General features: G+C 68.0%; 14 protein-coding genes. 9 read left to right on the top strand and 5 right to left on the bottom strand.

The features are described from left to right. Positions 1-17 precede the first annotated feature (17 nt). The 5 genes from rsxC to EBL84_RS15885 form a co-directional block, all read right to left on the bottom strand. Positions 18-1,361, bottom strand: coding sequence for an electron transport complex subunit RsxC (gene rsxC / locus EBL84_RS15865; RefSeq protein ID WP_123141688.1), 1,344 nt, complete (start codon positions 1,359-1,361; stop codon positions 18-20). Between the two features lie 136 nt (positions 1,362-1,497). After that, positions 1,498-6,429, bottom strand: coding sequence for a 2-oxoacid:acceptor oxidoreductase family protein (locus EBL84_RS15870; RefSeq protein WP_123141689.1), 4,932 nt, complete (start codon positions 6,427-6,429; stop codon positions 1,498-1,500). Between the two features lie 167 nt (positions 6,430-6,596). Then, positions 6,597-7,463, bottom strand: a complete 867-nt coding sequence (locus EBL84_RS15875) for an RnfABCDGE type electron transport complex subunit B (protein WP_062272812.1) — start codon at positions 7,461-7,463, stop codon at positions 6,597-6,599. 317 nt (positions 7,464-7,780) lie between these two features. Then, on the bottom strand, positions 7,781-9,376 hold the full coding sequence (gene hisF / locus EBL84_RS15880; protein ID WP_123141690.1) for an imidazole glycerol phosphate synthase subunit HisF: 1,596 nt from the start codon (positions 9,374-9,376) through the stop codon (positions 7,781-7,783). 180 nt (positions 9,377-9,556) lie between these two features. Next, positions 9,557-10,528 carry a MerR family transcriptional regulator gene (locus EBL84_RS15885; RefSeq protein ID WP_223806170.1) on the bottom strand — a complete coding sequence of 324 codons (972 nt, stop codon included), beginning with the start codon at positions 10,526-10,528 and terminating at the stop codon, positions 9,557-9,559. A 159-nt stretch (positions 10,529-10,687) separates the two neighbouring features. On the opposite strand from EBL84_RS15885, the gene EBL84_RS15890 reads away from it, so the two are divergent. The 9 genes from EBL84_RS15890 to gloA all read left to right on the top strand — a co-directional run bounded on the left by EBL84_RS15890 (position 10,688) and on the right by gloA (position 21,556). Next, a complete protein-coding gene (locus EBL84_RS15890) occupies positions 10,688-11,797 on the top strand; it encodes a polyamine ABC transporter substrate-binding protein (RefSeq protein ID WP_123141692.1) in 1,110 nt (369 codons plus the stop codon). A 22-nt stretch (positions 11,798-11,819) separates the two neighbouring features. Continuing rightward, positions 11,820-12,953 carry an ABC transporter ATP-binding protein gene (locus EBL84_RS15895; RefSeq protein WP_062272805.1) on the top strand — a complete coding sequence of 378 codons (1,134 nt, stop codon included), beginning with the start codon at positions 11,820-11,822 and terminating at the stop codon, positions 12,951-12,953. Positions 12,954-13,100: 147 nt separating this feature from the next. Further along, positions 13,101-14,018: an ABC transporter permease subunit gene (locus EBL84_RS15900; RefSeq protein WP_062272803.1), complete on the top strand. Its 918-nt coding sequence runs from the start codon at positions 13,101-13,103 to the stop codon at positions 14,016-14,018. Next, positions 14,015-14,827 carry an ABC transporter permease subunit gene (locus EBL84_RS15905; protein WP_123141693.1) on the top strand — a complete coding sequence of 271 codons (813 nt, stop codon included), beginning with the start codon at positions 14,015-14,017 and terminating at the stop codon, positions 14,825-14,827. The genes EBL84_RS15900 and EBL84_RS15905 overlap by 4 nt, the downstream gene beginning before the upstream one ends. 162 nt (positions 14,828-14,989) lie before the next feature. Then, positions 14,990-17,149: a methyl-accepting chemotaxis protein gene (locus EBL84_RS15910; protein WP_123141694.1), complete on the top strand. Its 2,160-nt coding sequence runs from the start codon at positions 14,990-14,992 to the stop codon at positions 17,147-17,149. 203 nt (positions 17,150-17,352) lie between these two features. Then, entirely contained in the window at positions 17,353-18,285 is a 933-nt protein-coding gene (locus EBL84_RS15915) for a nitrate reductase (protein ID WP_123141695.1), read from the top strand. After that, a complete protein-coding gene (locus tag EBL84_RS15920; protein WP_123141696.1) occupies positions 18,282-18,926 on the top strand; it encodes a cytochrome b/b6 domain-containing protein in 645 nt (214 codons plus the stop codon). The genes EBL84_RS15915 and EBL84_RS15920 overlap by 4 nt, the downstream gene beginning before the upstream one ends. Then, entirely contained in the window at positions 18,923-21,097 is a 2,175-nt protein-coding gene (locus EBL84_RS15925; protein ID WP_123141697.1) for a multiheme c-type cytochrome, read from the top strand. Before EBL84_RS15920 ends, EBL84_RS15925 begins: the two co-directional genes overlap by 4 nt. A gap of 63 nt (positions 21,098-21,160) precedes the next feature. Next, a complete protein-coding gene (gloA, locus tag EBL84_RS15930) occupies positions 21,161-21,556 on the top strand; it encodes a lactoylglutathione lyase (protein WP_123141698.1) in 396 nt (131 codons plus the stop codon). The last annotated feature ends 75 nt before the right edge of the window (positions 21,557-21,631 follow it).

Raw genomic sequence — 21,631 nt, forward strand, 5'->3', positions numbered from 1 at the left:
CGAGGCGACCGGCGAGCTTACTGCTCATCCTCTCGGTTGATCGCCTTGGCGATGCGGAAATACTGGGTCAGCGGGATGTTCGACGGACACACATAGGCGCAACAGCCACACTCGAAGCACTGGTCGAGATGATAGTGCTCGGCCATCGTCGCATAGTCGCGCACCTGCGCCAGCTCACCCAGTACCGAGGGGTTGAGCGAGATCGGGCAGGCCTCGACACAGGCACCGCACTTGATGCAGGGGTAGACCTTGCGCTCGGCCAGGTCGAGGTCCTCGCGTTCGAGCACCACCACCCCGGAGACGGCCTTGGTCACCGGTACATCGAGCGAGGCCACCGCCATGCCCATCATCGGCCCGCCGAGGATCACCTCGCCGAAGCTCTCCTTGAGCCCGACCTGCTCGAGCAGGAAGCGCAGCGGGGTGCCGACCGGCACCATGAAGTTGCCGGGGCGCTCGACGCCGGGGCCACTGACCGTGACCACGCGCTCGATCAACCCCTGCCCCTTGGGCAGCAGGTCGCCCATCTGCGCCAGGGTGCCGACGTTGTAGACGGCCACGCCGACATCGGCCGGCAGCCCGCCGACCGGCACCTCGCGCCCGGTCAGGCTCTTGATGAGCATGCGCTCGGCGCCCTGCGGGTACTTGCTCTGCACCGCCTCGGCGGTGATCGGCAGGTCCGCGGGGATCTCGCGGCGCAGGTGCTCGACGGCATCGAGCTTGTTGTCCTCGACGCCGATGACGGCACGCTCGGCGCCGGTGGCGCGCAGCACCAGCTGGATGCCGCGCACCAGCGCCGCGGTCTGCTCGAGCATGATGCGATGGTCGCAGGTGAGATAGGGCTCGCACTCGCAACCGTTGACCAGCACCGTCTCGATGGTGCGCCCCTCGGGGGGCACGAGCTTGACGTGACTGGGGAAGGCGGCACCACCGAGCCCGACCAGACCGGCCTGCTGCACGGCGGCGACGAGCTCGGCGCGCGACATCGCCGCCAGATCGGGGGCGCTGTCGAACAGCACCCGCTGGCTGGCGGCCTGATAGACCTTGAGATAGATCGCCGGGGCCTTGGGGCCGGCGGCGGTGGGGGCCAGCGCGATGTCACGGATCACCCCGGTGGCCGGGGCATGCATCGGCACCGAGACATGACCATCGGCCTCGGCGATCGGCTCGCCACGCACCACCTCCTGACCAACTCGCACGGTCGGGATGGCCGGCTTGCCTTTGTGCTGCTCCAGCGGGATCACCAGCTCCGGGGCAAACGGCATGCGTCGAATCGGCTTGTCCGCCGTCAGTTCCTTGTGCTCGACGGGATAGATCCCGTGATCGAAGGTCTTGCGGCGCGGAAAGATGCTGAATAGAGCCATGCGTCAGTACTGCTGTGTGGTCGACACCCGAGGGGTGTCTGGCGAACGGGGGCACGCGACGCCTGACGCGGCGCCGCGTGCGCATTCCTCTAGCGTGGCCCGGCGTCAGGACGCCGGGCAGCCAGGGGCGGCCGACTTACTGGAACTTCTCCGCACGCTTGACCAGCTTGTCGACGCCGGGCTCGGACGGGTTCCAGGGGGTGCCGGGGTGGATGCAGGCGGCGCTGCACTTCTCGGCGGCCTTGACGATGTCCTTGAACGGACCGGCCTTGGGATCGACGATCTCGGCCTTGCGCTCGGCGTTGTAGCGGAAGATCGACGGGTTGATGTTGATGCACTCGTCACAGGCGGTGCACTCGGGCGTCTCCACCCACACCGGCTCCCAGTCGGCGCTGCCGTTGGCGCCATTGGCACCGTTGAGACCATGACCGTTGGCACCATTGGCGCCGTTGCCATTGCCGTTGCCGATCAGCGCATTGATACCACCGGCCTCGCCGCCGGCCATGGCCAGCAGGTTGGCGGTGAGCTTCTGCGCCATGTCGGCCTTGGCCTCGTTGCGCACCCGATCGAGGTCGATGCGGTTGAGCTCGCCACAGAGTCCGCGCAGCTGCGCCCAGAACTGCTGGCGCTCCTCACAGCTGAGCACCAGCTCCTGCGAGACCAGCACGCGCATCAGGCGGTTCTTGCCGTCGACGCCCCAGATGTAGGGGAAGCGGCCCTCGCGATCGTCCTCGTCGAGTTCGAGGAACTCGGCCAGCGGCACCATGGAGTCGTTCCAGGTCTCCGGCGGCGCCTTGCGGAAGTGCTTGCGGAAGCGGCCCTCGGTGAGCGCGAAGTCGGCGAAGGTCAGCGGCACCTCGAGGCTGGCCGGCTCGCCGTCCTCGTTGGTGTAGTCGATGCTCCAGCTGATCCAGTCGCGCTCGATCTGCGGGTTGCCCTCGATCGAGCAGCACTCCTCGAAGGTCGAGCCGGCGTCCGGGTCGTAGCGGAACAGCGGGTAGGCGCGCGACTCGACGGCCATGCGACCCTGACGGTTGGACATGTCGTCGCCGATACCGTGCTCGGGCTGACAGCTGGTGTAGACGTTGAACAGGGCCGGGTGGCGCGAGTTCAGACCGTCGATATAGCCCTCGAGCAGGTGGGTGAGGTGCGAGGCCGAGCTGTTGAGCACGAAGCTGGTGCGATGCGCCATGCCGATCAGACCCATCTCCTTGCGGATCTCGGTCTTGCCCTTCCACGCCTTGCCGTAGGGGCTCATGTCCGCGACCTGGCCGATGAAGCCCGAGGTACAGGCCTGACCACCGGTGTTGGAGTAGACCTGGGTGTCGAGCACCATGATCTTGACCGGGTGGCCGGACATCAGCGCGCGCGAGAGGTTCTGGAAGCCGATGTCGTACATCGCCCCGTCACCGCCGACGGCGACCACCGGCGGGCACAGCAGCCACTCCTCGTCGCTGAAGTCCTTCCAGCCGAAGTAGGTCAGGTCGCAGGCCGGATCGGCGGCGTTGTAGCGCCCCTCGAGCTCCATGCGCGCCTGGCGGATGGCCTTGAAGCCCTCGCCCATCTTGCGCATGTGGCCCTCGAACAGACCCAGCGCCATCGACGGCGAGTCCTGGAACAGGTGGTTGGCCCAGGGGAAGGGATAGGGGCTGTAGGGGAAGGTCGCGCCCCACACCGAACTACAGCCGGTGGCGTTGACGATACCCATGTTGGCGCGCGGCTGGTTGCCGGTGTACTGCGCCTTGAGCTGACGCAGGGTGTCGAGCAGGCCGGTGACCCACTTCAGCCACTCCGGGTCGACCGGACGCGCGCCGCTGCTCTGATCGAGCTCGGAGGTCAGGCCGCCGAGGGTCAGGTCGCTGTCCTTGTGCTCGTCGAGCGCCTTGGTGATGGCGGCGGTGTTGCTGAGGTCCATGCTCTCGGCGAGCTTGAGCCGGACATGGGTCTCGAGACGGTTGATGAGGTCGTCGAGCTCGGCGAGGTGACGCTTGATGCGCGGCTGCATCAGCGCGGTGACGGTCGAGGTGAACAGGTGCAGCGCGGTCTTCTCGCCGCAGCCCATGCACGAACCGTCGCCCGAGACCATCGACAGATAGTTGGTCTTGTCGAGCAGCAGGGTCTCGAGCGCGCCGACCTTGTCGTCGAGGTCATCGATGCGGATGAAGTCCGGGTCGGTGGTCGGCAGATCGAGCCACATGTCCCAGCGCGCCTGCATCTGCCGGATGCTCTCGTCGGTCTGCGGCTCGGCGACCAGGGCGCCGTCGTTACAGACGTCGATACACTCCATGCAGCCCTTACAGGTGTAGGGGTTGACGGTGATGCTGAACAGCCCGCCGCTGCCCTTCTGCTGCTTCTCGCGGTTGCTCCAGTAGGGCTTGGTGACGGCGAACTGGTAGTCGCCGAGCGCCTGCATCAGCAGCCCGAACTCCTGCTCCAGCGCGGCCTTCTGGCTCTCCTCGCCGGAGAACTCGGCGAGCACCTCGAGGATCGCCTGATCCATCAGCTGACGCAGATCGGCCGACTCGCCGTTGATGTTGATCAGCGCACGCAGACGCTTCTCGACGTTGCGGCTCTCGCGACGCAGGTGCTGGGTGGGCATGCTGCGCTCGACGCGCAGGATCGCCGCCGAGAAGATGTCGGAGACGCTGTTGACCAGACCCGGCAGCGCGCTGTCGGGACACACGGTGAAGCAGTTGCCGCAGGCGGTGCAGTTCTCGGGGATGAACTTCGGGTACTCGAAGCGGATCTGGGTCATGTCGCGATAGACGCCGCTGGCCGCGGGCATCAGCGACAGCGCCATCTGCGGGTCGGCGAGGTTGTCGTTGCCCTGACCGCTGGCGTAGAAGGAGCCGGTCTGCTCCCAGAAGCGGTGCACGTCGCTGATGCCGCCATCGCCCTCGGGCATGGCCTTGAGCATCACCGGCAGCGCCGGCTCCTTGCGCGGCATCAGCTGGCCGGCGACCAGCGGCTTGTCGACGATCTCGACGATCTCGTCGAAGCCGCGCCGCACGATGCGCAGGTTGTCCTGCACCACGCGCTCGCCCTTGGCGCCGAACTTGGCGCGCAGCTGCTCCTCGATGGCCGCAAACAGCCCGGCCTCGTCGAGCCCGGAGCGCTCCATCAGCGGCGAGGCGGCGAAGAAGGCACCCTGGAAGGCATTACCCTGCATGCGGAACTGCAGCTCGGGGTTGGAGGCCTCCTCGCGGGCGATCTTGAAGCCGTCGATGTAGAAGACGCGGATCTCGTTGTCGACGATGAACTTGCGCGCCGACGCCGGGAAGCTCGCCCACACCTGCTCCGGATCCTCCATGCTCGACTGGATGACGAAGCTGCCCTTGCGGTCGAGACCGGCGAGCGGGTTGGAGTGGGTGAACACGTTCGGGTCGGGGCTGAGCACCACGTCGACGTAGGTGTACTCGCAGTTGAGCCGGATCGGCTCGGGCGCGGCCGAGAGGAAGTAGGTGGTCGGCTGACCCTTCTTCTCCGAGCCGTACTTGGGGTTGGCGCGGATGTCGTAGCCGAGCAGCTCGTAGAGCGTCATGGCGAGGTTCTTGCCGGTGGTCACGGCACCCCAGCCACCGACCGAATGCATGCGCACCGTCACCGCGCCCTTGGGCAGCAGGTTGGGGTTCTCGCTGCCGCGCAGCGCCAGATCGCCGACGTTCGGGTAGGCGTCCTTGAGGCTCTGGATGCGGATCTCGTCCTTGGGATCGATCGGGTCGCGCACGAAGTCGACCGAGAGATAGAAGAACTTGCGCTGGGCGCCGCCCGGCACCATGTTCTCGACCGCGGCGATCAGCCCCTCGGGCTGCAGGTCGCGCGAGCCGAGACCGTAGCTGGCGGAGTAGAGACGCGGCATCTCGCCGCGGCCATAGCTCGGGTAGTCGGCATAGGCCGGCGCCTCGCCCTTCTCGGCCATGCCGTTCTCGACACACTTGGCCAGCGCCGCGCGCACCTCGCGCATGATCGGCAGGTCCTCGGCGAGCGGCTGGTCGGTGCGCTCGAGCACCGCCACGCCCTTCTTGCCCTGGATCAGGGCGGCGATCAGCTCGCCCGGGAAGGGCCGGAACATGGTGAGGTTGATCACGCCGACCTTGATATCGCGGGTCTCGCGCAGATAGTCGGCGACCGCCTCGGCCTGGGTGACCATGCTGCCCTGACCGAGCAGCACGTAGTCGGCGTCCTCGAGACGGTAGCCCATGGCGCGGTGATAGCGCCGACCGGTGAGTTCGAAGAACTCATCCATGCACTGGTCGGTGATCTCGGCGATGTGATCGAAGAAATAGGGGCGCTGCGCCGCGACCGCCTGCATGTAGGCGTCCTGGTTCTGCACCGTACCCGAGGCGACCGGGTTGTCGACGTCCCACACCAGCGGCACGCGCCGGCGAGTGGGGCCGTAGGCGAGGCGCTGGGCCGGGGTCGGCGACTCGATGATGTCGTCGGGACGACCGCAGAACTCCTCGACCAGGGCGCGCTCGGGGACCTGCAGCGGCTCGATCAGGTGGGTGGTGAGGAAGCCGTCCTGGCCGACGGCGGCCGGGGTCAGGCTGAGCTCGGCGACCTTGCGCGCGATCAGGTTGAGGTCGGCGGCCTCCTGGGCGTTCTTGGCAAAGACCTGGAAGAAGCCGGTGTCGTCGATGCAGTGATAGTCATCGTGCGCGCAGTGCACGTTGAGACTGGCCTTGGTGATGGCACGCGCACCGATGTTGAGCACATAGGGCAGACGCTTGCCGACGGCCGCATACAGCGACTCGTGCATGAAGGCCACACCCTGAGCGGAGGAGAAGTTGACCGCGCGCAGGCCGCTCATCGACATGCCGGCGGTGACCGCGGCGGCGGCGTGCTCGGACTCGGGCTCGACGAAGATCAGCGGCTGCCCGGAGACATTGACGTGTCCCTTGGCGACCTCTTCGGCCCAGAATTCGCCCATCTGGGTCGAGGGGGTGATCGGATAGGCACCAGCGGCATCGGATGCCTCGCGCTCGCACATGATTACGGCAGTATTGCCGTCCATCGCCATACGGGTGCCAGGATACTTGTACTGCTTATCGTCTTTCTTTCCGAACATGGGCCTTCTCTATTGTTGAACCACCGAGACGCCGGCGTCGGGACGCCTGTGCGCAAAGCGGGTTTGGATCAGAATTCTTGCGCTCCGAATCGAGCGGCCTGGATCTTTTTATTGGAGGCGGGGCGTCGGCCGCAGCTCGATGCGGCGCGACGCGGGCCGTACGCGCGTCAAGCCATGGGTAGTGCTGCCTTGCGTACGACCTTGCGGGCATCGCGCCCCTTGGTGACGGCGCCGCCCGGCTCGAGCCAGACGATGGCCCCGGTCGGACAGCGCTCGATCGCCACCTTGGAAGCGAGCGCGTTCTTGTCGTAATCGAGCACGGCGAGGTTGTCGCGGATCTCGATCAGTCCTTCGGGAGAGTCCTGGACACAGCGGCCACAGGCGGTACAGGCGACCTCGCACTGGTGCTCGACCTCGTCACCGGCGTCCAGGCTCTTGCAGGCGACCCACAGCCGGTGGCTGACCGGGTGGATGCTGAACAGGTCCTTGGGGCAGACGCTCACGCAGTCGCCGCAGGCGGTGCACTTGTCCTCGTCGACCACCGGCAGGCCATGGGCGTCGAGCGAGAGCGCGCCGAACTGGCACACCTCGACACAGTCGCCCATCCCCAGACAGCCCCAGGAGCAACCCTTGCCGCCACCGCCGACCAGGGCCGCGGCGCGACACGAGGAGATGCCGCCGTAGGAGGCACGGATATAGGCGACATGGTCACCGCCGGCGCAAGCGAGCCTTGCCACACGCTTCTCGGTATTACCCAGGGAGACGCCGAGGAAGTCGGCGATGATCTGGTTGGTGTCCTTGGCGTTGACCGTGCACTTACCGGGTTCGACCTCGCCCTTGACGAGCAACTCGGCGAAGGTGCGACAACCCGCTTCACCACAGGCGCCGCAATTGGCCTTGGGGAGCAGATCCTCGACTTGATCGATACGAGGGTCTTCGTAGACATAGAAGCGTCTGTTCGCCACCACCAACATCAGGGCGAGCATGAGGCCGAGCGCGGCCATGAATCCTACTGCGGTCAGGATGGTTGCCATATTACTACTTGAGATTCCGGCGAAAGGCGGTCTGGACAATTCGGCGCCCGGGATGCGCCGAGGTGCGCGACAATCACGCTGCCTGGCCGACAGACCAGGGGCCGTGCCAGAGAGCGGAGCGTTGCCACGGCCAGAAAAACCTGTGGGAGTTTACGAAATTATGATCTATTGACTTTCGTAATTATATAAATCGTAAGTATTAGGTAAAGCAAGAAAAGATTCTTGCAGCAATCGATTCTCACTCCACGACAATTCGCAAACTGCCACGCATCAGGGTGCACGCATTGGCGACGACGCCCACGCGCGCACCCTGCCGATCAACGCAGCCGGGTCTCGATCCCGCGCTCGCGCAGATAGCTCTTCACCGCTTCGATCGGGACCTCGCGACGATGGAAGATGCCGGCCGCGAGCGCGGCCTCGGCCCCGGTTCGCTCGAACACCTCGGCGAAGTGCTCGACACAGCCGGCGCCGCTGGAGGCGATGACGGGGATGCGAACAGCCGAGCGTACCGCACCGACCAGCTCGAGGTCGAATCCGGCGCCGGTGCCGTCGCGATCGATCGAGTTGAGCAGGATCTCACCGGCACCGAGACGCTCACACACCCGCGCCAGCTCCACGGCGTCGATATCGCGTCCCTCGCGCCCGCCCTTGACGGTGCACTGGAACCAGCAATAGCGCTCGCCGTTGGGGCCGGGCTCGGCGGTCTCGACGGTGTGGTGACGGGTCTCCTCGGGGCGCTCGACATAGACCCGGCGCGGATCGATCGAGACCACCACCGCCTGATTGCCGTAGACCTCGGCGATCTGCTCGATGGCGCTGGTGCCGTCGCCCTCGCCGCCGCGCGCGAGCGCCTGCTCGACGATGTGCACCGCCTCGGAGCCGATCGAGACCTTGTCGGCGCCGGCACGGAAATAACGGTCGGCGACGTCGAGCGCCGAGTAGTGGGTGCCCTCGGCGTCGGAGAAGGCGCGGATGCCCCCGCCGATGGTCAGCGGCACGAACACCCGCTCCGAGGCGCGCTCGAGCACCTCGAGCATCGGCTGGTCGGCGAGCGGGAAGTCGCGAAAACCGGTGATGTTGAGGAAGGTCACCTCGTCGGCGCCCTCCTCGTAGTAGCGCGCGGCCAGCTCCACCGGCTTGCCGAGGTTGCGCACCGCGCCGGACTCGCGCACGTCGTACTGATCGCCCTTGGTCACCACCAGATCGCCGGCGTCGTTGGCACGCACGTCGAGACAGGCGATCACGCGCCGCGCCAGCTTGGTCGGCGCCGCCGCGGCCTCGCGCACCGCCGGGGTCTCGGGCACCGCATCACCGGCAAGGAAGCGGCGCAGCAACCGCAACCCCGCCGCCCCGCTCTTCTCCGGGTGGAACTGCACCGCGCCGACCTGACCGCGCTGCACGGCGCTGACGAAGGGGCTGCCGTAGTCGCTGCTCGCCAGCACCCAGTCGGCGTTCTCGGCGCTCTGCTCGGCGCGGAAGGAGTGGACGAAGTAGAACTTCTCGCCGGCATAGTCGGCGAACAGCGGCGAGTCGCGCTCGACGCGCACATCGTTCCAGCCCATGTGCGGTACCGCCAGCTCGCTGTCGTCGAAGCGGCGCACCTGCCCCGGGATCAACCCCAGGCCGGCGACCCCGGGACACTCCTCGCTGCCCTCGAACAAGGTCTGCAGACCGATGCAGATCCCCAGATAGGGGCGTCCGGCGGCGAGATATTCGCGCAGCGGCTCGACATAGCCGAGTCGGTGCAGGCGCTCCATGGCCGCGCCGAAGGCGCCGACGCCGGGAAAGATGAGGCGTTCGGCCTTGAGGATGTCCTCGGGGCGTTCGATCTCGGTGAGCGAGAAGCCGAGTGCGTGAATGGCGTTGCGCAGGCTACGGACATTGCCGGCGCCATAGTCCAGGAGCGAAATCATAGCTAGAGTCCGAGACGGTCCAGTGGTGTTGACAGCGGGCGCCCGGCGGACCCGGGCGCAGGCGGGAGCGAGGCCTCGTCCCACGGCGCGGCGGCAAGCCCCGCGCGGCAATCCCCCGTGAGGACGCGATGGGCCGCGTGGCACGGAAGCCGGTCAGTTTAACCGCAACCGCGGCGCAGATCAGTCCTTATCTTGACCACAGGCGCCGCCGGCGAGCAACGAGAGCGTGCGCGCCAGGGTGTTCTCGAGGATTGCGCGCGCATGCGCGGTGGAGCGATAGAGGGCGGCGTGGAGCAGTGCGTTATCGCTGCTGCGGCTCTCACACTCGGCGCCGTAGCGCTCGAAGGCGGCCAGCGCCTGGATCAGGTCGACGAGATGACGCGGACACTCGCAACGGGTATGCGAGGCGGCGGCGATCTCGATGAGTTCCGAGTCGGAATAGCGCCGCGGCGGCGGTCCGTAGCCCAGTTCGGGATCGAGACCGGCCGCCGCGACCCCGGGCTGCAGCGACAGACAGCAACGGGCCAGCTCGGCGGTGGTCAGCGGCGCGCGGCGCGCGCTCATCCCCAGCGCCTCGAGCCGGCTCAGCGTGGTGCTGCTGGAGAACACATAGACCACCACGGTACGCGCCGCCCCGGCATGCATCTGCAATCGCCGGAGGTCGTCGAGCTGATCGAGATGCAGCGTCGGCTGCTCGACCACCAGGACATCGGGACACAGCGTCAGCGGGTCGGCGAGGAAGCTCGTGGCGGTGTCGAAGGCGCGCTCGAGCACCACCTCCTCGGGCAGCCCGCCCTCGAGGCGCAGCCGCTCGCCCAGCGCCGCGCCGACCACCATCACCCGGCACGGCGGGCGGACGCTCGCCATCGGGTCGAGCAGGTCCGGCCCCTGCAGGCGTCCGCGCAACTGGCCGAGATCGAGCCGCGCCACGCTGCCGATGGCGTCGCCGCGATCGACCAGACGCTTGATCAGGGTCAGGCGTGCGACGTCCTCGGCGCTGTAGAGACGGACCCCGGAGGGCGTGCGCGCCGGGCTGGCCACCGCGTAACGTCGCTCCCAGACCCGCAGGGTCTCGGCCGGCACCCCGGTCAGCTGGGAGACCGAACCGATGCGAAACCGCTGCTCATCGAGCTGTCTGTCGTGCGCTGTCAACCGCCCCTCCACTGATCTCATCAACCGACAACCATTATGAGGCCTCGCGCGCGCGCCTCCACCCCGTCGCCATTCGCCACTCGGGTAATGCGAGCGGACCCACGAATGCAGTACGATTGCGCGCTCGAACGAACCTCCACCACCACTACCACTTCTTCCATGGGGATCGCGCACGTGCGTAAGCTCGCCAACCTCCTCCTGTCGCTGTCGCTCTGGGCCGTGGCGCCCCTCGCTCTCGCCGAGGAGCAGGTCCATCTCTACAACTGGAACGACTACTTCGCCGAGGACACCCTCGAGACCTTCGAGGCCGGCACCGGCATCCGCCCGGTGCTCGATCTCTACGACGCCAACGAGATCCTCGAGGCCAAGCTGCTCGCCGGCAGCAGCGGCTACGACCTGATCTTCCCCACCGCGCGCCCCTTCGCCGCGCGCCACATCCGCGCCGGGCTCTATCTGCCGCTCGACAAGTCGCAGCTGCCGGGGCTGGATCGACTCGATCCCGAGATCATGGCCAGCCTCGCCGAGATCGATCCCGACAACGCCCACCTCGTCCCCTACATGTGGGGGACCTCGGGGCTCGGGATCAATCGTGCCAAGGTCCGCGAGATCCTCGGCGACCAGGTCCCGCTCGACACCTGGGCGCTGGTCTTCGACCCGCAGATCGCCGCCAGGCTCGCCGGTTGCGGCATCGCCCTGCTCGACGACCCGACCGAGGTCTTCTCCGCCGCGCTGGCCTATCTCGGCAAGGACCCCAACAGTCTCGAACGCGCCGATCTCGACGCCGCCGCCGAGCTGATCAAGGGCGTCTATCCCCATATCCGCTATTTCCACTCCTCGCAGTACATCAGCGACCTGGCCAACGGTGACCTGTGCATCGCCCACGGCTACTCGGGCGATGTGCTGCAGGCCCAGGAACGCGCCGACGAGGCCGGCAAGGGGGTCGAGGTGATCTATCGCATCCCGCGCGAGGGCGCGGCGATGTGGACCGACGTGATGGCGATCCCGAGCGATGCGCCCAACCCCGAGGCCGCGCACGCCTTCATCGCCCACCTGCTCCAGCCCGAGGTGATCGCCGCCGTCTCCGACTACGTCTACTACGCCAACCCCAACCTCGCGGCCACGCCGCTGGTCGAGGCCGCGCTGCGCGAGGATCCGGGCATCTATCCGCCGGCCGAGGTCAAGGCGCGGCTGTTCGTGCCCAACCAGCGCAGCGATCGCGAGATCCGCGACCTCAACCGCCGCTGGACCCGGCTCAAGGCCAACCGCTGACGTGGCGGAGCGCAACTCGTCCATGCCCATCGCCCTCGACCGCCGCAACCTCGACACCTGGCAGGACCCCAAGGCCACGCCCTATGTGCGCATCGAGCGGGTCAGCAAGCGCTTCGGCGAGCACCATGCCGTCGAGGACCTGAGCCTCGACATCTTCAAGGGCGAGTTCTTCTCGCTGCTCGGCAGCTCGGGGTGCGGCAAGTCGACCCTGCTGCGGATGCTCGCCGGGCTCGAGTACCCGACGGCGGGGCGGATCTATATCGACGGGGTCGATGTCACCGACGTGCCGCCCTACTCGCGCCCGGTCAACATGATGTTCCAGTCCTACGCGCTGTTTCCGCACATGACGGTGGCGCAGAACATCGAGTTCGGGCTCAAGCAGGAGCGGCTCGGGCGCGGCGAGCGCGCCGAGCGGGTCGACGAGATGCTCGAACTGCTGCGCATCGCCGAGCTGCGCCGGCGCAAGCCCGAGCAGCTCTCCGGCGGCCAGCGCCAGCGCGTGGCGCTGGCGCGCAGCCTCGCCAAGCACCCCAAGCTGCTGCTGCTCGACGAACCGCTCGGGGCGCTCGACAAGCGCCTGCGCGAGAACACCCAGTTCGAGCTGGTCAACCTCCAGGAGCGACTCGGCATCACCTTCATCACCGTCACCCACGATCAGGAAGAGGCGATGACCATGTCGACCCGGATCGCGGTGATGGACGCCGGTCAGATCATGCAGGTCGACACCCCGACGGCGATCTACGAGTACCCCTCGTGCCGCTTCGTCGCCGAGTTCATCGGCTCGATCAACCAGTTCGAGGGCAAGGTGGTCGAGAGCGACGGCGACCAGCTGCTGATCGAGACCCGGCTGGGCCGACCGATGCGGGTGCGCAACTTCCACCCGCTCGCCCTCGGTACCCCGGTGACGCTGGCGGTGCGACCGGAGAAGATGCGACTGTGTCTCGACTATCGCGAGGACGGCGTCAACCAGCTCCGCGGCGTGGTCGAGGACATCGCCTATCTCGGCGACGTCTCCATCTATCGGCTGCGCGTCGAGGGCCAACGCGTCGAGATGACCCTGACCAACACCCAGCCGCGCACCGAGCAGGTGCTGACCTGGGACCAGGAGGTCGCCATCGAGTGGTCGCCGACCAGCGCGGTGGTGCTGACCGAATAGCCCGACGCGCGCGCCGCGCCATGCACCACACCCGCCCGCGCCGCACCGGCCCGGGCGGGTGCAGGCGTTGCGCCAAACCGCCCCGAGGCCCCAGCAACGCCAGCGCCTCTGGCCCAACCCGCTCAGGAACCACCCCGACACACCGCGATGCCCGCACCTCAAGACAACCCACCCGCACGCCGCCAGCGCCTCAGCCGCGTCGTCAACATCGGCCTGCCCTATCTGTGGCTCGGCGTGTTCTTCCTGCTGCCGCTGCTGATCGTGCTGCAGATCAGCGTCGCCGAGCCACGGCTCGGCCAGCCGCCCTACACCCCGCTGTGGGAGTGGCTCGAATCGGGCGTGCTGCAGATCCAGGTCAACCTGCAGAACTTCATGCTGGTGTGGGAAGACAGCATCTATCTGACCGCCTTCCTCAACTCGCTGTGGGTGGCGCTGGTCTGCACCCTGCTCTGTCTGCTGATCGGCTATCCGATGGCCTATGCCATCGCCACCGCGCCGCCGCGCTGGCGCATCCCGCTGCTGATGCTGGTGATCCTGCCGTTCTGGACCTCGTTTCTGATCCGGGTCTATGCCTGGATCGGCATCCTCAAGACCAACGGTCTGCTCAACCACCTGCTGCTCGCGCTCGGGGTGATCGACACCCCGCTCAACATCCTCCACACCCAGACCGCGGTCTATATCGGGGTGGTCTACTCCTATCTGCCGTTCATGATCCTGCCGCTCTACGCCAATCTCTCGCGCCTCGACCCGACCCTGCTCGAGGCCGCCGCCGATCTCGGCTGCCGGCCGCTGCGCGCCTTCGTGCGCGTCACCCTGCCGCTGTCGCTCGCCGGCATCGTCGCCGGCAGCATGCTGGTGTTCATCCCGGTGGTCGGCGAGTTCGTCATCCCCGACCTGCTCGGCGGCCCGGAGACGCTGATGGTCGGCAAGCTGCTGTGGACCGAGTTCTTCGGTAATAAGGACTGGCCGCTCGCCGCCGCCCTGGCGATCGTGCTGCTGGGGCTGCTGGTGGTGCCCTTCGTGCTGATGCAGCGTCTCGAGCGGCGCATGGAGGACAGCGCATGAGACGCCGTCGCTGGCCCCTGCTCAGCCTGCTCGCCTTCGGCTACGCCTTCCTCTACGTGCCGATCCTGTTGCTGATCGTCTACTCCTTCAACGAGTCGCGACTGGTGACGGTGTGGTCGGGTTTCTCGATCAAGTGGTATCGCGAGCTGCTGCACAACCAGCAGCTGCTCGAGGCGGCCTGGCTGAGCGTGCGCATCGCCGCGGTCAACGCCACCCTGGCGGTGGTGCTCGGCACCCTCGCGGCCAACGCCCTGGTGCGCCACGGCCGCTTCCGCGGCCGCAACGCCTTCGAGCTGCTGCTCACCGCGCCGCTGGTGATGCCCGATGTCATCATCGGTCTGTCGATGCTGCTGCTGTTCGTGGCCATGCAGCACGGCCTCGGCTGGCCCGACGGGCGCGGTTTCACCACCATCGCCATCGCCCACATCACCTTCTCCACCGCCTATGTCGCGGTGGTGGTGCGCACCCGTCTGGCGCAGATGGACGCCTCGCTGGAGGAGGCGGCGATGGACCTCGGCGCGCGTCCGCTCACCGTCTATCTGCGCATCACCCTGCCGCTGATCGCCCCGGCGCTGCTCTCGGGTTGGCTGCTCGCCTTCACCCTCTCGCTCGATGATCTGGTGATCGCCAGCTTCGTCTCCGGCCCCGGCTCGACCACCCTGCCGATGGTGGTCTACTCGAGCGTGCGCATGGGCGTCTCGCCGCAGATCAACGCCCTCGCCACCCTGATCGTGGCCGTCGTCACCCTGGCGGTGATCATCGCCGGGGTGACCTCGCTGCGCGGTTCACGCACGCAACGCCGTCGTTGAGCGATGCCCGCCCCGACCGGGGCGGGTGCGATGCGCCCCGGTCCTGCCCCTGATCGCGGACCGGATGGCGTAGACATCCAATGGTTCACAGAGAGAATCTGGACGATCCTCTAGAGTTAGCCGGTTAGCCAGTTAGCCGGCTCGTCGACACAAGGAGCAAGAATGACCGACCAGCGCCCACCCCGCACCTCGATCCGAACCCTGCTGATCGTATTGCTCGCCGTCAGCGTCGGGGCCCTGGCCATCCTGGGTGGGGCCATCCTGTTCGCCAATACCGGAATGCGCGACAGTCGTGCCCAGCTCGTCGAGCTCTCGCGCGCCCAGACCCACCAGGGCAACATCCTCGGCGCCCTGCAGGCGCTGCTCACCCGCCAGACCGAGGTGCTCGCCAGCAGCGATGCCGAGCAACTCGAGGCCCTCACGCCACGCGCCCCGATCGCGCAACGGCTCGATCGCGGGATCTCGGCACTGCGCCGTGCCACCACCGACGCGGACGCGCCACTGCAATCACTCGAGACGGCACTGACCACCCTGCTCGACGCCGATGAGCGGGTCGCCGGCGAGATGCTGCGCATCCACCGGCTGCGCGCACAGCTCGCCGGCGTCGGCAACGACCTCGACCAGGCCTTTACCGCATTGCAGTCACACATCGCCGAGCTGGTCGAGGAGCTGGCCTTCCGCAACGCCAGCGCGCAGATCATGCTCACCCGCGCGCTGCGCGCGCCGACGGCCGATGACGCGGCGCTCAGGGAGGCGGCCAAGCGGCTGCTTGACGACCGGGTGCGGCGCGCCGCCCGACTCGGCGGCGAACTACAGATCCAGACCGCCCAGCTCGCCACCCTTGCCGGCCTGCTCGGCAGCGCCGAGCGCCATCAGGCGCTGATGAGCCTGCATGACAATCGCCTCGCCCCGGCACTCGAGCGTCTCCGGGTCACTCTCGATGAGGTGCGCACACTGCTCGATGATGCCGACACCGCCTCGCTCGGCGCCGAGCTGGCGCAGGATCTCGACGCCCTCGCCCGACGCATCAGCGCCGAGCAGGACTCCTTGTTGTCGCTGCGCGCGGCGCTGCTGCAGGCCCGTCAGGCCCAGGGCGCGGCGCTTGCCGAGCAGCGCACCGCCACCGCGACCATGCACGACAGCCTCGCGGCGCTGGAGCAGAGCACCACCGCGGCTCAGCAGGCGGTGTTCGCCGACAGCGATCAGGAGATGCAGCACATCGCCCGCACCACCCTGACGATCAACCTCCTGGCCGTATTGCTGGTGCTCGCCATCGGCGTGGCCATCCTGCGCTCGGTGCTGCACCCGCTACGCGGCGCGATCGCGGCGATGCGCGACATCGGCGAGGGCGAGGGCGACCTCACCCGCCGTCTCGCCCACTCGCCGGTGCGCGAGATCGACCAGCTCGCCGACGCCTTCAACCGCTTTGCCGAGAAGATGCGCGCCCTGGTCGGCGAGGTCGCCACGGCCAGCGCCACCACCCTCGACCACACCCGCCAGACCGCCGAGATCGCCCAGCGCATCAGCGAACGCGCCGACGCCCATCACGGCGAGGCCGATCAGGTCGCCGCAGCGCTCAGTCAGCTCTCGAGCAGCACCGCCCAGGTCGCCGAAAGCAGCGAGCGCGCCACCGAGGCTGCCGATCGCGCCCAGCAACGAGCGAACGATGGCCGCGAGATCTCCGCCGACTCGCGTCAGGCGGTCGAGCACCTTGCCACCGAGGTTGCGGGCATGGCCGAGCAGTTGCGCCAGCTCGACGCCGATACCCGCGACGTCGACCAGGTGTTGACGGTGATCCACGCCATCGCCGAGCAGACCAACCTGCTTGCGCTCAACGCCGCGATCGAGGCGGCGCGCGCCGGCGAGGCCGGGCGCGGCTTCGCCGTCGTCGCCAACGAGGTCCGCACCCTGGCCACCCGCACCCAGCGCTCGACCACCGAGGTCGGCACCATCCTCGAGCGCGTCCGCGCCGACGCCCAGCAGCTGGCGCAGGGCGTCAGCACCAGCGAGGCGCGCGCCGAACAGGCCGTCGAGCGCACCCTCGCCGCCAGCACCCGCTTCGCCGAGATCGCCGACCTGATCGACACCATCCGCGCCCAGAGCGGCGAGATCGCCACCGCGGTCACCCAGCAATCGGCGGCGACCAACCAGCTCGACGGCCAGGCGCGCAACATCACCGACAGCGCCTCGCAGATGCGCAGCGGTGCCCACGACGCGGCCCAGATCAGCGGCGATCTCGCGCGCCTGGCCGAGGGTCTGGCCGACACGGTCTCGCGCTTTCGCATCGAGGAGACGTCACACGCGTCCACCGAGCGACGATGATCTGTCGCAACCAATCGACGAATCCGCCTTCTAAGGGGGCGAGGGTTTGGGCATGCTGAGTCTCGGCGGCGCATCCCGATCCCTCGTCACCGGGACCGCCGACACGTCGCCCGGGTAACGCGGGCGCGACCTCGTCGCGATCGCGGCAGCAACGACGGGGCGTCGGACCGACGCCCGCACCGTCCGCCACCGACACAGAGATCATGACCCATCATTGCTCACGTCCCCGTCCAACCCGCTGGCTGGCGGGCGCCCTGCTCGCGCTCGTGACGAGCCTGCTCGCCCCCGCGACGAGCGCCGTCGAGACCGCGCGCGATCATGAATGCCTGCGCTGTCACGCCATGTCGACCCTCGCCTATCGCGAGCCCGACAGCGGCGAGATCCGCAGCCTCGCGCTCGACCCACAGCGGCTCGATCACTCGGCACATGCTGAACTCGCCTGCAGCGACTGTCACGCCCGTGGCTATGGCCGCTATCCGCACCGCGCCAAGCTCGCCGACGAGCAGCTCGGCTGCGTCGAGTGTCACGCCGACGACCCGGCCGACGCCACCTACCGGCTCGATCGCATCGCCGAGGAGTTCGCCGCCAGCGTCCACGCCAGCTCCGATCACCACAAGCTGCGCCAGTTCGACTGTCACAGCTGTCACGATCCGCACGCCTTCCGCGCCTCCCAGGTCGGCGACGACCTCGGCGCCATCGTGCGGCGCGACAACCAGACCTGTCTCGACTGCCACCACCGGGTGACCGACCCGCTACGCGGCTCGCACGCCTGGCTGCCGCAGCGCGACGCCCACTGGGCGGCGGTGCGCTGTATCGACTGCCACACCCCGACCACCCCCCAGGCCAGTCACCAGATCCTCGCCGCCGCCGACAGCAGCAAGCGCTGCGTGGCCTGTCACAGCCGCGACTCGCGACTGCGCGAGGGGCTCTATCGCTACCGCCTCGCCCAGGACCGGGCCGAGCACGGCTGGCTGACGAGCCTGGTGCGTAACGACGCCTATATCGTCGGCATGAGCCGCAGCCCGCTGCTCGACGCCCTGAGCCTCGCCATCCTCGCGCTGGTGGCGCTGGTCATCGCGCTGCACGGCTATGGCCGCTATCGCCTCGCCCGCCGCCGCAAGGAGAACGACCGATGAGCACATCCCCACTCTATCCACTGTGGCTGAGGGCCTGGCACTGGTACAACGCGGCGCTGTTCCTGGCGCTGATGGTCAGCGGCGTGAGCATGCACTACGCCGGCACCGACTGGCTGCTCGGCTTCAACCAGGCGGTGGCGATCCACAACGTCTCCGGGACATTGCTCGCGCTCGGCTGGATCGCCTTCGTCCTCGCCAACCTCAAGAGCGACAACGGCCGTCACTATCTGCCCCGGCCGCGCGGACTGGTGCGGGATCTCTGGGTGCAGGCGCGCTACTACGCCTACGGCATCTTCCGCGACGAGCCCCACCCCTTCCACGCCGGGCCGGCGGCCAAGTTCAACGTGCTCCAGCAACTGAGCTATCTCGGTGCCATGTACCTGCTGATGCCGCTCTTGATCCTCAGCGGTCTGGGCTTCCTGCTCTCGCCGCTGCTGCCCGAGACCCTGCTGGGCATCAGCACCCTGTGGCTGGTGGCGATGACCCATGTGCTCACCAGCTATCTGCTGGTGCTCTTCCTGCTCGTGCACGTCTACATCATCACCATCGGCGACAGCCTCACCGCCAACCTGCGCGCCATGCTCACCGGTGAGCACGGCACCTCCGACGACACCCAAGAGACCGATCGGCACGCGTCATGAAGCACGTACTCGCACCCCTACTCCAGACCAGACGCAGGCGCCTCCTGCTCGCCGGGGCGCTGGCGCTGCTCGCGCTCTATCTCGTCTACCGGCTGCTCTATCCGGTGCTGTTCGACGCCTACGTCGGCAAGATCAACGCGCCGCTGGACTACGCCAGCTCGCGTGCGCTCACCGACCAGGCGTTCGAGCGCATGGCACGCGACCTGACCGAGGAGGCGCGACGCGCGCGCGCCGCCGAGCGGGTCGAGGCCGAGGCCGAGTCGGCGTTCGCCCGCGAGGTGCGCATCGAGATATTGATGAACACCCCCTCGGTGGTCCGCGCCACCGAGCCGAGCCATATCAAGTACTTCCGCGAGGCCGGCATCCGTCGCTACGAGGGTCCCAAGACCTGTCTGCAGTGTCACGCCACCATCGAGGTCACCCACGGCGACGGCACCACCTCGGTGGTCGACACCCTCGACGACCTGGTCAACTCGGTGCACTTCAAGTTCCAGAGCGACTCGCCCGGCTTCTCGACCTACGGCTACGACGGGCGCGAGGTCAACGCCCCCGGCGAACGACCGATCCCGGTGGGCAAGATCAACCGCGCCTGCGGCATCCCCGGCAGCTTCTCCTGGACCGGCTGGGCGGCGTTGATCGAGAGCCGCCCGGAGCACGCCGAGGGCGAGGTGGTGCTGCGCAGCGAGGGCTGCGGCCAGTGTCACATCGGCGGCAACTACCAGCCGGCCACCGAGAAGATGATGCCGATCGGCGACGTCCCGACCGAGGCCAAGGCCGGGATCGACTGCCTGATCTGTCACGCCACCGACTACGACATGAACCAGCGCTATGTCATCGAGGACGCGCACGGCCTGCGCTGGAACCAGGACCGCAGCATGCGCGCCGCGCTCACCGTCGGCCCGGTCACCAGCGACAACTGTCTGCGCTGTCACCAGCACAACATGGGCGGCGACGCCTATCACGCCAACCAGGCCGCCCAGGCACTCGGCGAGCGTCACCAGCGCCTGCTCCACCAGGGCGCCAAGCGCGGCAACCCGTTCAGCCCCGAGGCCGACGTCCACGCCGCCGCCGACATCCAGTGCACCGACTGCCACGTCCCCGAGGGCCACAAGATCCCGCGCGGGCGCTTCGGCGTCGACCTGGTCGCCAACGACCTGCCCGACAAGGAGGTCGCCTGCGAGGGCTGTCACAGCCGCGCGCCGCACAACGCCTCCGAGCACAAGGCGCTGCTCAACGGCCATATCGACCGCCTCGCCTGCGAGACCTGTCACATCACCGCGCTCGAGGACAACAACGTGGTGCTGCGCGATTGGGTCCACCCGACCTGGAACGCCGAGGAAGGCATCTACGAGCCGACCGACATCTACCGCTCGGGGGCGCCCGGCAAGGGCTTCACCTATCTGTGGTTCAACGGCAACGGCACCTTCCTCGCCAACGCACTCGGCAGCAACCCCGATGGCGACGGCAGCTACGACCCGCTGATGGCGCAGATCGCCCGCATCGACGACCCCGAGGTCATCGCCGCGGTGCGCGCCAGGGCCGAGGCGCTCAAGGCCGACTATCCCGAGATCGACGTCGAGGCCTATGTCCGCGCCGCCACCGATCCGCTCTCCCAGCTCACCCCCGAGCTGCTCGCGCAGCGTCGCGCGATGATCGAGCGCAACCTGCGCCCGGTGATGGAAGGCGGCAAGAGCCGCATCTATCCGTTCAAGCTGTTCAACGCGATGATGTACGAGGACACCGCCAACCAGGGTCCGTTCGGCGCCATGATCCTGCCCTTCGACTACGCCACCTACTACGCCACCGGCGACAGTCGCGCGGCGGTTGTGCAGGCGCTGCGCGACCCCATCGTCCAGCGCATGTACCAGACCCCGTTCAAGGTCTACATGATGGACGAGTTCATGGCCTACTTCGGCGTGCTCGATGGCTGGACGGCGAACTACCCGCTCGACGAGACCGGCCGGCTCGGCCCCCAGGTCGAACCGCACTGGATGCGCCAGATGGGTACCCTGATGGTCAACCACGGCATCCAGCGCGAGGCCCACGGCTGCGCCGACTGTCACGCCCCGGACGGAATCATGGACTTCCGCGCGCTCGGCTACGGCGAGCGCCGCGCCGCCGAGCTCGAACAGCTCGACGGGCTCGACCTCGGGCGCATCGACGAGCACTGACAGGGACCCTTTCCACCACCAACGAGCGACGGGCCGCCACCGGGTGGCCCCGAGGAGACCCCCATGCGACTGCTGCACACCATGCTGCGCACCGGCGACCTGCAACGCGCCATCGACTTCTACACCCAGGTCCTCGGCATGCGGCTGCTGCGCCAGAAGGACTATCCCGAGGGCGAGTTCACCCTCGCCTTCCTCGGCTACGGCGACGAGTCCGAGCACACAGTGCTCGAACTGACCTACAACTGGGGCGTCGAGCACTACGACCTCGGCAACGGCTACGGCCACATCGCCATCGAGGTCGAGGACGCCCAGGCCGCCACCGCCCGCATCCGCGCGCAGGGCGGCAAGATCCTCCGCGAGGCCGGCCCGATGAACGCCGGCACCACCATCATCGCCTTCGTCGAGGACCCCGACGGCTACCCGATCGAGCTGATCCAGGCCGGTCAGCCGATCGGCTGACACCCCCGCCCCCACACAGGCCCCGGCGATCACCCCAGCCCCCGGCGCGCGTGATCGCCGACACCACCTCCTGCA

This window comes from Marichromatium sp. AB31 (assembly GCF_003718685.1).
GTDB classification, from domain to species: Bacteria; Pseudomonadota; Gammaproteobacteria; order Chromatiales; family Chromatiaceae; genus Marichromatium; species Marichromatium gracile.

Bases quoted from the DNA above. Each gene is read 5' to 3' on its own strand.
- rsxC (WP_123141688.1), bottom strand. From the start codon at position 1,361: ATGGCTCTATTCAGCATCTTTCCGCGCCGCAAGACCTTCGATCACGGG.
- EBL84_RS15870 (WP_123141689.1), bottom strand. From the start codon at position 6,429: ATGTTCGGAAAGAAAGACGATAAGCAGTACAAGTATCCTGGCACCCGT.
- EBL84_RS15875 (WP_062272812.1), bottom strand. From the start codon at position 7,463: ATGGCAACCATCCTGACCGCAGTAGGATTCATGGCCGCGCTCGGCCTC.
- hisF (WP_123141690.1), bottom strand. From the start codon at position 9,376: ATGATTTCGCTCCTGGACTATGGCGCCGGCAATGTCCGTAGCCTGCGC.
- EBL84_RS15890 (WP_123141692.1), top strand. From the start codon at position 10,688: ATGGGGATCGCGCACGTGCGTAAGCTCGCCAACCTCCTCCTGTCGCTG.
- EBL84_RS15895 (WP_062272805.1), top strand. From the start codon at position 11,820: ATGCCCATCGCCCTCGACCGCCGCAACCTCGACACCTGGCAGGACCCC.
- EBL84_RS15900 (WP_062272803.1), top strand. From the start codon at position 13,101: ATGCCCGCACCTCAAGACAACCCACCCGCACGCCGCCAGCGCCTCAGC.
- EBL84_RS15905 (WP_123141693.1), top strand. From the start codon at position 14,015: ATGAGACGCCGTCGCTGGCCCCTGCTCAGCCTGCTCGCCTTCGGCTAC.
- EBL84_RS15910 (WP_123141694.1), top strand. From the start codon at position 14,990: ATGACCGACCAGCGCCCACCCCGCACCTCGATCCGAACCCTGCTGATC.
- EBL84_RS15915 (WP_123141695.1), top strand. From the start codon at position 17,353: ATGACCCATCATTGCTCACGTCCCCGTCCAACCCGCTGGCTGGCGGGC.
- EBL84_RS15920 (WP_123141696.1), top strand. From the start codon at position 18,282: ATGAGCACATCCCCACTCTATCCACTGTGGCTGAGGGCCTGGCACTGG.
- EBL84_RS15925 (WP_123141697.1), top strand. From the start codon at position 18,923: ATGAAGCACGTACTCGCACCCCTACTCCAGACCAGACGCAGGCGCCTC.
- gloA (WP_123141698.1), top strand. From the start codon at position 21,161: ATGCGACTGCTGCACACCATGCTGCGCACCGGCGACCTGCAACGCGCC.